Raw genomic sequence first — 11,823 nt, forward strand, 5'->3', positions numbered from 1 at the left:
GTATGAGTCTTGAAGAGACAGTTGACTACCTCGCTGAAGAACTTGACCTTGAGCGGAGTGAACACGTCCGTGAGGTCGGCCAGTCGGTCGCCGAGCTTCGCGACTGATCAGAACATTTCTCTGAAGTCTCGTTCGACGAGTCCGTCCTCCAGATACGTCATGAACTCTTGTTTCGTTGGTCCTTGACGAGCGAGCAGATCATCCCGCTCTGCACGTTTGAGGACTGCTTGAGCGAAGTCCATACAGTGGGACTCGTGATGCCCAGCGTACTCTGAGAGGGCTTCTCGCCAGTGTATATCCAGCTCGAATTCGGATAATTGGATTTGGATCCCGTCTTTCCGCTCGACGAGGTCGACGTCCAACTCTTTGAGCTGCTTGAAACGGAGGTTGTTCCGACGAACAGTAATGAGCCGCTTGGAATCGACGATGTAGGGATCGACCCACTCTCGCCAGGTATCGTCGTCGACGTGTGTTCGTGGCATCTCAAAACCCGGCTCTACGCTCTCAATACAGAATTGTAGCATCGCGATGCCAGTTCGATGATTCGCATTCGGGAGGGAGTGCCGGAGAATCAAATTCGACATCACTTCCCCAGCGACGTTCGGAAGTGGTGCTCCCCAGGACACGTGATCGAGTGCCTGCTGGATCTTTTGCGGTTCGAACTCTTTGTAGAGCCGGAACTCATCTTCATCTCGAACATCGACAGCGGCTTCGAGCAGCTCCACTAATCGGAATGCGACAACTTGCCCAGCACGAGGGAGGTCACGAATACGTTCGCTCAGCCATTCCTGATCGAAGTCGATGTCTTGGGCAGATTCGATCTCTGAATCGCCTTCGTAGAGCACATAGACCGGTGTTTCAAAGGGGTACCGGATGAGCTTCGTCGACTCGTTGGATTGCTCTTGCTGAGATCGGATCTCTGCTGAGGATGTAGAGCTATATTTAAGTGAGAAATTCTCGGCCTGTGGGTGGTGATAGAAGACGAGCCGAGCCATCTTGATGTGTATTCGTGGGAAGTAGGTAAAGCAGTCCCGCTTTTTAATCGGACTGGTGGTCCACATCCACCGGAAACCTGGTGCGTGCGGCCCGCAATGCCGCCAAAAGCTTAGGTTCAAGCCGGGTAATATCCATTTGGAAGGAACACTGTCACACGCTCCTTCCACCCCTTCGCATGAACGCTGACGAATCGTCCCTCGGTCGGTGCCCGGAATGTGGTGAGGACATCTCGGAAGCGTGGATTCTTGTTGAGTACGAGAAAGAAGACGGCACCGAGGGGGTGTGGGCCGAATGTCCGGTATGCGAAGACGTTGTAGCGCCGGAGTAGTCCACAGACAGCAGAATAAAGTGTTCGTCGTCGCGTATCCGGCGTAAGGTCTACAAATGGAGATTCCAGAGCAACTACATTGTCTGTTCTCAGGTAGTGTCGATGAGCGCAACGGGTCGTATGTGATTGAGGTACCAGAACAAGAGCTTCGCCTGGGCGATCTAGTGGCGGGCGAAACGTACCGTGTCGCTGTGTTGCCGTCACCCACGACCAGCGAGACCAACAAATCTGACGCCGATCCTCAGCCCCAGCAAACGTCACAGACGCCCCCTGTCGAGGAAGGAGAACAACGCACTGTCGAAATCGAAGACATTGGTGACCAGGGCGACGGCATCACCCGTGTTGAGCGCGGTTTCGTCGTTATTGTTCCCGACACCAAACAGAGTGAGCGTGTCACTATCGAGATCACAGATGTCCGCGAGAATGTCGCCTTTGCGGAGGTTGTCGAGCGTGTTAGCTACTACGAGTGAAGGGTAGTGTCGGATTCATCCCCGCGCAAAAGCATGAGGCTTTCTCCTCGATTCTCCGTAATCTGAAGCGTTCACTCTCTTCATCGGCGGATGGGACCGCGTGAGCGATACAGGAGATTCACTTATGTTGTTCCGTGCGGTTCGAGCTCGCTCTCGACGAAATAGGACACTTCACAGAGGAAGGGGATGAGTACAACTGCTGAGTTGTACTGAGCTTCTGTCCCTCCGATTTGAACAACAACAGGGATACTGTGATCGTCACCAATGCTAACGGCGAGCGTATCTTAGTTGATGCTAGGCGTCGGCCAGTCGGGTGTAATACCGACCAGTTCGGCACTCATTCGCCAGAGCTCCCGTCGCACCGCTTGGTTCGTTGCCTCGGGTGCGGGATCTGTGGGACCATCGCTGCCGATATATCGCCCACTCACAGAGCCGTACCTCGGCTCCACCAGAAGCGTTTGGAGACGTTCAGCGGCCGCCTGTTTTGAGGTGGCGACACCCGGAACCAGCCCAGCGATCCGAACGAGTAGCCGCGTTCGGAGCGACGCCTCGCGGAACAGATCCGTCGACGGAACGAACCCCGGATGAACGCAGTTGACCGTGACTGCGGCGTCGTCCGGGAGCCGGTCATCAAGTTCGACCGTGAACGCGATGTTCGCCAGCTTTGAGCGGGCGTACGCGTCAAGTGAGTCGTACCCGTCCGTCAGCTGTAGATCGTCGAGATCGAGTGTCGCCCGCCGATGGATGTCTGAGGCGGTAATGACAACACGCGGGTCGGGTGCGTCACGGAGATGGTCGAGTAATTCGTATGTCAAGAGATAGGGGGCCAAGTGGTTCACCGCAAGGGTGAGTTCGATTCCGTCTGGACTCTCACGCCGTGATCCGGCCGAGAGTCCGGCGTTGTGAGCGAGGACGTCGATCTGGTCGTACTCGTGTTTCACGGTTGCTGCGAGGGACCGGACGGTAGATTGGGAGGCGAGGTCGGCCTGATGGAACGCGATCGATCCGCCAAGGTCGTTGGATTGTTCTGCGAGGGTGGCTCCCTTCGACTCGTCGCGGCCGACGACTGCGACAGTCGCTCCTCGTTGTGCGAGGTCAACCGCTGCCACCCGCCCGAATCCGCTCGTTCCACCGGTGAGAAGGATCGTGCGGTCGGAGAGATCGTCGGTCATGCCCCCTTTCGACGCCGACGGTCCAAAAGCGCGAGGCGTACGTACAGTGCGACTGCGCCACGAGCGGCGGAACCCCACGTCGGCGACTTGTCGTTCATGGCTCTCTTCGCGACAGTTGACGGTCAGACAGGACGTCAAACGACTCCTCAATGTCACCGAGCACAAGCAGTGCGTAGCACCGGAGATACGTCACGACAGGGACCTGCACAAGCGTCCAGATGACGAGCATTGAGAGTCCGAACAGAAGCGCGAGTGCGACGAGGACGACGAGCCCGATTGTCGACGATAACGAGACAGTCACGTGTATGATCGCGGCCACGATGAGAATAGGGATGAGAAGCACAATCGCGAGGATCCCGACTACGATCGAGGCGATGATTCCGGTCGCGACCGTCAACAAGAACGCGACCACGACGTACGCTAGATACTGTTTCCACGCGGTCTTGATCGATCCCCAGAGGCGACGCCAAGCCGCGAGGACGCCCGAGTCTGCCTGAATCATGAGGGGCACGACGAACACGGTCGTGAGTCCCGACACCAGCGCGTACAGGACGCTGATGAGGAAGACCACCGGGATCCCAACGAGGAACACGGTGAAGGGGACGGTAGGGTCACGTCCGGTCAGAATCGGGATAACAAGCAGCGCGATCCAGCCGGCAATCAGTGCGACCATCGGAAGCCCGATCGCGATCCGGAACCCGAATAGGCGGAGCCCCTGCCGCCAGCGCTGGCGCCAGTAGCGTCGGAGCGATACCGCGCCCGTGCGGAGCGACTCGATCAGTACGAACTCCATGATCGCGCCGATCAGGGCGAATAATCCGACGAGGAGGAGTCCGACAACGACGATCGCGATGACGAGCGTCACCACGTCGACCGGGAGGCTGAACGGGAGCTCCCCGTTTGAGACGTCTCCCGGCGGCGTCGACGTGTTGAACTGTGCCGTCGGGAAGCTTACCCCGCTTCCGACGAAGAACACGACAATCGCGAGTTTGAGCCAGCGGCGCAGATCAACGGGTGTCAGAAACTCTCGGGTGACACCGAACGCTTCCTCGATGTTTTCGACTGCGTGGAGGGCCATGGGGTAGAGGACGCAAACTGAATAGATAGCCCTTCTGGTGGTGGCTTTCAGGACCCATATTCATGCGCGCTCAGAAGATTGGGGTGACCGATATCACGTGGAAACCCAAGGGATGACTCGGCTCTGCGCTCATTCGGAGGCCGTACCTCATTACGCAAGGAGCCTCCGGTGAGTGTTTGCGGCGATCAATCCACCGCCAGCGATGACTGCAGCCGCTGCTGCCAGCGGATTGAAGACCCCGACAGCCAACGCCGCGAGCGCGATGCCGTTGTAGGAGAACGCGAGGAGATTGTTCTGTTTCACGCGACGACGAGCCGCCCCCGCGAGGTCGAAGGCGGTTTCCACGGAATGGATGTCGTTATCGACGATCGCGATATCGGCGGCGTCGGCGGCCAACGCCGTACCGCCGCCCAGCGAAATGCCAAGGTCGGAGGCGGCGAGCGCCGGCGCGTCGTTGGTGCCGTCTCCGACCATCGCGACCTGGCCATCAGATTTGAGCTGCCGGATCGTCGCAGTCTTTCCTTCCGGCGGAACCGTCGCAAAGACGTGCGTCACGGCGTCGTGCCGTTTGAAGAAGTCTGTTGCCTCCTTGTCGTCGCCGGTCAAGACGACGATATCCGTGCCTCGTGCTCCGAGCTGAGAGATGGTGTCGTCCCAGCCGTCCCGCGGCTCGTCTCCCACAACGATCAGTCCCTCTGCGATCCCGTTACGACCGACCACGACCGGCAGCTGACCGAAGCCACGGGCGTCGGCGACCCGCGACCGGATATCGTCGTCGACGGCCCACCCCTGTTCCGCGAACAGATCGAGGTTTCCGACGAGATACGACGTACCACCGATCACGCCTTCAATACCAGACCGGTGATTCGTGAACTCTTGTATCTGATCGATACCTTCCATTCTGGTGGCGTCGCCTGCTGGGTTCGACTGCCTCTCACGGTTGTCAGCGCTATCTGTGCCGGCGAACGCCGTCGTGATTGCGTTTGCGGCGGGGTGTGACGCTCGTTGTTCGAGCGCGGCGACGGCGTCAAGCAACTCCGCGGGCGCGTCCGCTTCTATCACCTCCATCTCTCCGGTCGTGAGCGTCCCCGTCTTATCGAAGACGACGGTGTCGACATCACGGAGCCGTTCGAAGACCGTTTCGTCGAAGATGATGATCCCGCGCCGGAGCGCACTGGAGAGGCTCTTCGCGACCGACAAGGGCGTCGCGAGTCCGAGCGCCCACGGCGAGCCGGCGAGGAGGACCAACAGCGCCAGGAGGACGACATCTGGCAGGCTCATCCCGAATGCGAGCGCACCGACGCCGCCAACCGCGGCGGCTCCGACGACGAGAAACACGGCGTACGACGCGAGTTGGTCGGCGTGACGCTGAACCCCGTGCGTCGCGCTCTGTAAGTCCCAGACGGCGGTCGTTATCCGGTCGACACTACTCGTTACGTCTGGGCCGACACGGATCAACGCGGCACCGTCCGTCACGATCGACCCTCCGATCACGTCGTCGCCGGCGCGTTTCAATACCGGAAGCGACTCACCAGTCACGATCGCTTCGTCGACGGTACAGCTGTCTTCGACCAGTTCGCCGTCCACCGGCACGCGTTCTCCCTGTCGAACGAGGACGACGTCGCCCGCATCAAGGTCCTCGACTCGAACTTCCTGAGTGTTCCCGTCTGAGTCGTACGTCCGCGCCCACTCGACCTGCGATATCGTGAGCTCGGTGAGTCGATCAAGTGCGCGCTGTTTGATCGACGACTCGTAGAACACCATCGCGGTGACCGCAGCCGTCACGACGATCGCGAGGTCGTAGAAGATGTCGTTCTGTCCAAGGATGACGGCGGCCGTACTGTACAGATACGCGCTCACCGCGGTGATCGCGACTAACAGGTCGGTGTTCGGACGACGCATTTTCAGACTGATGTACGCACCCCGCAACACCGGAAGCCCGGTGAAGACCAGGATGAGTCCGGTCATCACGAAGTACAGCCGGAGGAACACGAACGCACCCTCACTGTTTAGCCGGAACGCGCCCTCGAATATCGCGAGCGCTTGCCAGTCGAATATCGACGCGAGGTGTGCGGGATAGAGAATCGCGACGTACGGGACCAACAGAAACGCGCCGAAAAGAAATCCGACGGAGTATCGCATGCCCAAGAGTTGGTCGTCTCGCCGCTTTCGAATACCACCCATCTCCCGTGAGCGACGTGTCGTTCCACTGGTCTCACCCTCCCCCGTGGAGGCGTCGTCACGGAGGTATGCCGTGTACCCGAGCGTACTCAACACGTCACGCAGCGCATCATTCGAAACGGTTTCCGGATCGTGGTCAACTCGGATCGTCTCGGTAACATAACTCGCCTCGGCGGTGGTCACTCCCGGCTGTTTTTCGGCGAGCGATTCCAGGTACGCTTCACACGTCGCAGAGTACATACCGTCGATCCGCAGAAACGTCTGCGAACCGTCCCGATCAGGAAGAACCGCGTCTCTTGGCTGTGTTCTTTCGTCCTCAGGTGAGAACTGGGTACCATCAAGAGAATCAGCAGCTCCAAGCGTCGTGTACACGTCGTGACACCCGCTCGAACAGAATGCGCGCTCACCGGGGGTCTCAAATGTGGATGACTGAATCGATCGGCCGCACAAGGAACACTCTTTAGTCATTGTTGAGTGGCATGAATCGTCTCATTCGTCCGATAGCACGCAAATTCAAGCGGATATTGTAGTATAGGTCGCTGTTCAACATAGAAGTGGCGTAGTCCTAGTCAATCACTTCCTAAGGAGTCCAACAGAGCCCGAATGCTGTACCTTTTCTCCCGGTTTGCTGGCTTCGGCCATCCAGTCATTATTTATACATCTCACAATCATATTGGATATGGCCCTCCTCAAAGCTCCACGACTCCGCTGTGAGCAACTGATACTGCTCGTGTCGGTGACGCTGTTCCACATTTTCAATCGGCCACCCGTTTGGGCAGATGAGAAACTGTCCCAGTCGGATGTGACGACGGCTGAGTACAGCTCCACGTTCGACAGGTAGTACCCCTCCGATTGATGCTCTACACTGTCGGCGGAGTTGGATTTATTGCCCTCGGTCTAGCTATCGGCTGGTACGGACTTCGGCCGCTCGCGACTGTCCCAAGTATTCTCCGAGCCACTGTGAAGGACCCGAGCGAGGTGACGGATAGCGGGTCTTTTGTCGTTTCCCGCGGCGTGGTGAACGAAGCGAGCGAGACGCTTTCGGCACCGTTTACGGGATCGCAATGTCTTGGGTTCGAGTACGAGGTTACCGAACGACAACCGTTCGGGATCGGAATTCCATGGTTTCAGGCTCATCTCGACGATGGCGTGGCGACACGTCCGTTCACCCTTGATAGTGCGAGCGGGACCCTCACCGTCGTCCCATCAGCCAAGCGGTTCGCACTCGATACAGAATCAACGGTCATCACGGTCGGTGCCAACGAAACGCCACCAGAACGTATCCAACGGTTCGTCGACGTGCGAGACACGCTTGAACCGGTCGCACGATGGGTGCGAATTATTCCGGGACTTGGCACGCGGCGTTACGTCGAACGCCGGATCGATCCCGGTGAGGAGTATTTGATTGCGGGGCACACGGACCGCCAACAGAACGAGGTTGTCATCGCGGGTGATCTCATCATCACCGATCGCTCTCCGAGACAGCTTGTACTCCACCGGGCCTGGAGAGCGATATTTCCGATAGTGATTGCGTTGGTGTTCGTCAGTGTCGGCGTCGGAGGCATCGCTCTATGATCGACTGCTGTACGAAACTGATTGACCCTCTACGATGACACGAAACTCAACCGCTATCGCAACGCGCAGCCTGACGAAACGATTCGGGAGTGAGTCTGCCGTCGACGGACTCGAACTTTCCGTTGACCACGGCACGGTGTATGGTTTTCTCGGGCCGAACGGCGCCGGGAAGACGACGACGATGCGTATGTTGACATCACTGACCCAGCCGACAGACGGTCAGGCATGGATCGACGGGAATCCTGTCTCGGATCGCGATGCGATCAGAGAATCGATCGGCTATCTCCCCGAGGAACCCCCGGTCTTCGACGAACTCACCGGGCGCGAACAGCTCGAATACTTCGGTCGGCTCCGTGATATCCCCGCCACCGAAATGGAGACCCGAATCGTAGACTGGCTCGATCGGTTCGATCTCACCGACGACGCCGACAAGCGGATCGACGACTACTCCAAGGGGATGCGCCAGAAGATCGGCCTGATACAGGCGCTCCTCCACGAGCCCGATGTCGTGTTCCTCGACGAACCGACAAGTGGCCTCGACCCGCGAGCGGCTCGAACGGTCCTCGATGTCATCGCGGAGCTCACTGATGACGGTCACACGGTGTTCCTCTCGACGCATATCCTCTCGGTCGTCGAAGAACTCGCGGACGTCGTCGGCGTCCTCTACGAAGGCGACCTCGTCGCCGAAGGATCGCCCGCTGAACTGACGGCGCGGATGGAGGCCGAGGAGGGAACGACTCTTGAGGACGTGTTCCTCTCGGTCACCGCCGAACGCGGACCTGCCGCCCCCAGATCAGCTACAGAGGGTACTGGAGACGCCGCCGACTCACAGGACGAACAGGCTACAGACCAATGACGCGGGCGAAGCGTCCTCGGCTCATCGCCCGAACGGAATTCCGACGTCGCTGGCGGACGATGAAGGGCAATCCGATGCAGCTGTTGGCACTCGCGTTCGCGGCCGTAATGCTGCTCCCATTCTCGCTCGGCGGCGTGTTTGGTGCGTACCTTGCCGGAGGGTTCGTGGCCGGAAACGAGGCCGAACCACTCATCGAATGGACACGGATGGTGTTCGTTTACGGGTGGATATTCGTGGTCGGATTCGGCGGGTATCGCGCGTACGCTGTCGCCCTTCGTCCCGACAATCTCGATGGGTTGTTGACGACGGTCTCACATCGAGACGTGATCGCTGGCCTTGTGCTGACCGAGTTCGTGCTCTGGTCTGCGTTCTTCCTCACTGTCGGAAGCGCCGCCACAGTTGCATTTGCCGTCGGTGCCGGTTCACTACTTACGATCCCTGCCCTGTTGCTCACACTATGTCTTCTCCTTGCAACCGGGATTCCGACCGGCTTTCTCCTCGCACTAGGCGTGCGAAACGCCGGCGTTCGATCGCGGCTGCTCAGCCGCCTCCGAACACTGTTTCTCTTTCTATTTGGGATTGGGTACTTCGCGTTGATTTTCACGAATGCGTTCGCGTCGGTGTTGGAACCGATCTATCGAGTACTTGCCCCGACGCCGATCGACTGGTTCGGCGATCTCGCAGCAATCGGGCTTGGTATCGGAGCCTCTCCGCTCCGAGCGGTCGGTGCCGTGGGATTCACGGCCCTGGCTGCCGTCGCATCGGTTGTCTCGCTGTTCAGACTTGCAGAGTGGCTCTGGTACGCTGACGGCGTTCACATCACCCATGAGTCTGAGCGGTCGACTGACCAGTCCTCGTGGTTCGGTGGGCTTACGCGGATATTCTCACAGCCAGTCGTCGGAGTCATCACAGCCGATTGGAAACGTGCCCGTCGGTCACCGCTCTCGCTCTCGTTCGCGTTGTATCCGCTGATCGTGCTGGCCGGCCCAGTTGTCACGGCGGTCCAGACCGGTGAAATCGGCACGAGCCTTCCACTGTGGCTACTGATCAGTGGAACCTGGGTTGCCGGATCGCTATTCGCGCTCAACGTGGTGGGCCAAGAGGGCGCAGCACTGCCCATCACACTGCTCTCTGACGCGCCTGAACGCTCACTGGTCGTCGGACACGTCGTCTCTGGTGCGCTCCTCATAGCGCCGATAACCGTTACAACAACCGTCGTGGCGGGCATCTTGAGTCCACTCTCAATCGCAGTCGTGGTGAGTCTCGGCGTATCCGCACTCGTGTTGTCGGCCGTGTCGGGGGCGATCGCGACCGGAATTGGCGTCGGCTTTCCACGCTTCGAGGCGGTTAGCGTCTCTCGAAGCACGAAGGCGATTGTTCCGAGCGTCTTCGCCTTCGTGATCTATTCTGTGGTGGTGCTTGTCGTTGCACTGCCGACCGTTATCGCTCACTCCGGCATTGCAGGCCACGCACTCGCCTCATTCGTTGGTGTCGACCAGTTTGTAATCGGTCTCATTGGGACGGTTACTTCGGCCGTTCTCGCGGGTCTCGCCGGGGCTGTTTCAATGTACGTCGCACGAGATCGCGTGAGTGAGTATCGTCTTGAGTGAGGTCCAATAGTGACGTCAGTGACCCATACCTTTAGCTCGGATTCGATAGATCCATCCCACCTCTCTTCCCGCATTCATCCGACTGCTCCAAATCCTGTGAGCTACCCTACCCCCAAGGAGCGAACGTCGCAAGCCATGAGCGAGTAGGGTAGGTAGTCCAGTCGTAGAGGGTTCGAGACTTCGGAAGCGGGTGGCGATCGAGCATAATATTAACCAACAGTGTTGTGGTTTGGGAGCGTGTGTTGGTTAATCGGGGATCAATACCCTCCAAACCACTGTTCCAACGTGGTCGATGATGCCTGAGAAATCATCATTAGAACAGCACTTCGAAGATCAGTAATTATTTCAAAACTTGAATACGTAATATGGAGTATGTATGATCTCACGGGCTTTCAGCGCGACTTGCTGTACGTAATCGCCGGTCTGGATGACCCACACGGGCTCGCGATCAAAGACGAACTCGAGGACTACTACGAAAAAGAGATCCACCACGGCCGGCTCTATCCGAATCTCGACACGCTCGTTGAGAAGGGACTTGTCGAAAAAAGTCAGCGCGATCGACGAACTAACGAGTACACCACCACTCGCCGGGGCACCAGAGAGATCGAGGCGCGAGCTGAATGGGAAGCCGGGTATATTGACCACGACGCGTGATCGAACCGCTACGTTCGAGGACTGTTTGACTCTAGTACTTCACGTCCCTCAAAAGCCGAACCAAACTTCGAACTCGACTAAACACCCGACAGAGGAGCAACAACTGTTTGTCAATAAGAAGAAAATTTTATTATGATCGAGATCTAATTATGAACTATGAGTAAGACAGAACAGTCAAATAACTCTGAAAAAGAGATCGTCGCCGTCACTAAGCACGGCCAGGCGACCATCCCAAAACGGTTCCGCGAGAAGCTCGGGATCGAAGCGCCTGGGAAGGTATTGTTCCGGGAAACCGAAGATGGAGAGGTGATCGTTGAACAGGTCCGCTCACCGAGCGAGATGCGCGGCTTTGCCGCCCGTAGCGAAGCGAGTACGGACAAGCCTGCGTCCGAGATCCTCAAAGAGAAACGCGACCAGGACCGAAAAGAACGCGACTCGCAGTTCTCAACTGAAGAGTAATGTCGGTTCCTGACCGCGTTGTCTTCGACGCCGAGCCACTGATAGCACACGCCGACGATGAACCAGGCAGCGAGATTGTAGAAGAGTATCTCGACGCGGTCGCAGTCGAGGACACCGTCGGCTACGCCAGCTACGTGAATCTCGCTGAGATCCGGTACACAATCGCCCGAAAGTACGACCGAGACACAGCCGACGAGTATCTCGACTGGCTGACTGATCTTGGTATCAAAACGGTAGATGTCGGCGATACTTGGACGGACGCCTCGGAGTATACGCTCAAGTATAATCCTGCGCTTGGCGACTCGTTCGCGCTGGCAACGGCTGAACATGTCGACGCGACGCTCTTCGTTGGCGGTGACGACGATTATGACGACGTCTCCGATATCCCGATCGAACGGTTCCGCGATGGTTCCGCGTAGGCACCCGTTCGAAGAACTCCAAATC

The 11,823-nt window shown here is 58.2% G+C and carries 12 protein-coding genes; 8 read left to right on the forward strand and 4 right to left on the reverse strand.

What is annotated here, in order from left to right:
* Positions 1–107: 107 nt before the first annotated feature.
* Positions 108–995: a hypothetical protein gene (locus tag CK500_RS15420; protein WP_095638089.1), complete on the reverse strand. Its 888-nt coding sequence runs from the start codon at positions 993–995 to the stop codon at positions 108–110.
* Positions 996–1,171: 176 nt separating this feature from the next.
* On the opposite strand from CK500_RS15420, the gene CK500_RS17645 reads away from it, so the two are divergent.
* Together CK500_RS17645 and CK500_RS15425 are read left to right on the forward strand one after the other, a co-directional pair.
* On the forward strand, positions 1,172–1,324 hold the full coding sequence (locus CK500_RS17645; protein ID WP_233139234.1) for a phage terminase large subunit family protein: 153 nt from the start codon (positions 1,172–1,174) through the stop codon (positions 1,322–1,324).
* Between the two features lie 56 nt (positions 1,325–1,380).
* On the forward strand, positions 1,381–1,794 hold the full coding sequence (locus CK500_RS15425) for a TRAM domain-containing protein (protein ID WP_198951593.1): 414 nt from the start codon (positions 1,381–1,383) through the stop codon (positions 1,792–1,794).
* A gap of 284 nt (positions 1,795–2,078) precedes the next feature.
* Here CK500_RS15425 and CK500_RS15430 read toward each other — a convergent pair whose 3' ends face one another.
* The 3 genes from CK500_RS15430 to CK500_RS15440 all read right to left on the reverse strand — a co-directional run bounded on the left by CK500_RS15430 (position 2,079) and on the right by CK500_RS15440 (position 6,693).
* Positions 2,079–2,966: an SDR family NAD(P)-dependent oxidoreductase gene (locus tag CK500_RS15430; RefSeq protein WP_095638090.1), complete on the reverse strand. Its 888-nt coding sequence runs from the start codon at positions 2,964–2,966 to the stop codon at positions 2,079–2,081.
* A gap of 94 nt (positions 2,967–3,060) precedes the next feature.
* Positions 3,061–4,044 carry a DUF7544 domain-containing protein gene (locus CK500_RS15435; protein WP_095638091.1) on the reverse strand — a complete coding sequence of 328 codons (984 nt, stop codon included), beginning with the start codon at positions 4,042–4,044 and terminating at the stop codon, positions 3,061–3,063.
* A 150-nt stretch (positions 4,045–4,194) separates the two neighbouring features.
* Positions 4,195–6,693, reverse strand: coding sequence for a heavy metal translocating P-type ATPase (locus CK500_RS15440; RefSeq protein WP_095638092.1), 2,499 nt, complete (start codon positions 6,691–6,693; stop codon positions 4,195–4,197).
* Positions 6,694–7,080: 387 nt separating this feature from the next.
* Here CK500_RS15440 and CK500_RS15445 point away from each other — a divergent pair, with 387 nt between their 5' ends.
* The 6 genes from CK500_RS15445 to CK500_RS15470 all read left to right on the forward strand — a co-directional run bounded on the left by CK500_RS15445 (position 7,081) and on the right by CK500_RS15470 (position 11,798).
* Positions 7,081–7,800, forward strand: a complete 720-nt coding sequence (locus CK500_RS15445; protein ID WP_095638093.1) for a hypothetical protein — start codon at positions 7,081–7,083, stop codon at positions 7,798–7,800.
* A 34-nt stretch (positions 7,801–7,834) separates the two neighbouring features.
* On the forward strand, positions 7,835–8,656 hold the full coding sequence (locus CK500_RS15450; RefSeq protein ID WP_095638094.1) for an ABC transporter ATP-binding protein: 822 nt from the start codon (positions 7,835–7,837) through the stop codon (positions 8,654–8,656).
* A 59-nt stretch (positions 8,657–8,715) separates the two neighbouring features.
* Positions 8,716–10,266 (forward strand): hypothetical protein, encoded by a 1,551-nt coding sequence (locus tag CK500_RS15455; RefSeq protein ID WP_233139236.1) that lies wholly within the window; start codon positions 8,716–8,718, stop codon positions 10,264–10,266.
* A 372-nt stretch (positions 10,267–10,638) separates the two neighbouring features.
* On the forward strand, positions 10,639–10,920 hold the full coding sequence (locus tag CK500_RS15460; protein ID WP_095638096.1) for a helix-turn-helix transcriptional regulator: 282 nt from the start codon (positions 10,639–10,641) through the stop codon (positions 10,918–10,920).
* Between the two features lie 156 nt (positions 10,921–11,076).
* The gene (locus CK500_RS15465; protein WP_095638097.1) at positions 11,077–11,379 is read left to right on the forward strand and encodes an AbrB/MazE/SpoVT family DNA-binding domain-containing protein; all 303 of its coding nucleotides are present in this window, start codon (positions 11,077–11,079) and stop codon (positions 11,377–11,379) included.
* Complete coding sequence (locus tag CK500_RS15470; protein ID WP_095638098.1) at positions 11,379–11,798, forward strand: PIN domain-containing protein; 420 nt, start codon at positions 11,379–11,381, stop codon at positions 11,796–11,798. Before CK500_RS15465 ends, CK500_RS15470 begins: the two co-directional genes overlap by 1 nt.
* Positions 11,799–11,823: the final 25 nt, after the last annotated feature.

Origin of the sequence: Halorubrum salipaludis, assembly GCF_002286985.1 — an archaeon.
Lineage (GTDB): Archaea > Halobacteriota > Halobacteria > Halobacteriales > Haloferacaceae > Halorubrum > Halorubrum salipaludis.

Excerpts from the sequence above, each read along its gene's own strand:
- CK500_RS15460 (WP_095638096.1), top strand. The coding sequence starts at position 10,639 with ATGTATGATCTCACGGGCTTTCAGCGCGACTTGCTGTACGTAATCGCC.
- CK500_RS15440 (WP_095638092.1), bottom strand. The coding sequence starts at position 6,693 with ATGACTAAAGAGTGTTCCTTGTGCGGCCGATCGATTCAGTCATCCACA.
- CK500_RS15420 (WP_095638089.1), bottom strand. The coding sequence starts at position 995 with ATGGCTCGGCTCGTCTTCTATCACCACCCACAGGCCGAGAATTTCTCA.
- CK500_RS15455 (WP_233139236.1), top strand. The coding sequence starts at position 8,716 with ATGAAGGGCAATCCGATGCAGCTGTTGGCACTCGCGTTCGCGGCCGTA.
- CK500_RS15470 (WP_095638098.1), top strand. The coding sequence starts at position 11,379 with ATGTCGGTTCCTGACCGCGTTGTCTTCGACGCCGAGCCACTGATAGCA.
- CK500_RS15465 (WP_095638097.1), top strand. The coding sequence starts at position 11,077 with ATGAGTAAGACAGAACAGTCAAATAACTCTGAAAAAGAGATCGTCGCC.
- CK500_RS17645 (WP_233139234.1), top strand. The coding sequence starts at position 1,172 with ATGAACGCTGACGAATCGTCCCTCGGTCGGTGCCCGGAATGTGGTGAG.
- CK500_RS15450 (WP_095638094.1), top strand. The coding sequence starts at position 7,835 with ATGACACGAAACTCAACCGCTATCGCAACGCGCAGCCTGACGAAACGA.
- CK500_RS15435 (WP_095638091.1), bottom strand. The coding sequence starts at position 4,044 with ATGGCCCTCCACGCAGTCGAAAACATCGAGGAAGCGTTCGGTGTCACC.
- CK500_RS15445 (WP_095638093.1), top strand. The coding sequence starts at position 7,081 with ATGCTCTACACTGTCGGCGGAGTTGGATTTATTGCCCTCGGTCTAGCT.
- CK500_RS15430 (WP_095638090.1), bottom strand. The coding sequence starts at position 2,966 with ATGACCGACGATCTCTCCGACCGCACGATCCTTCTCACCGGTGGAACG.
- CK500_RS15425 (WP_198951593.1), top strand. The coding sequence starts at position 1,381 with ATGGAGATTCCAGAGCAACTACATTGTCTGTTCTCAGGTAGTGTCGAT.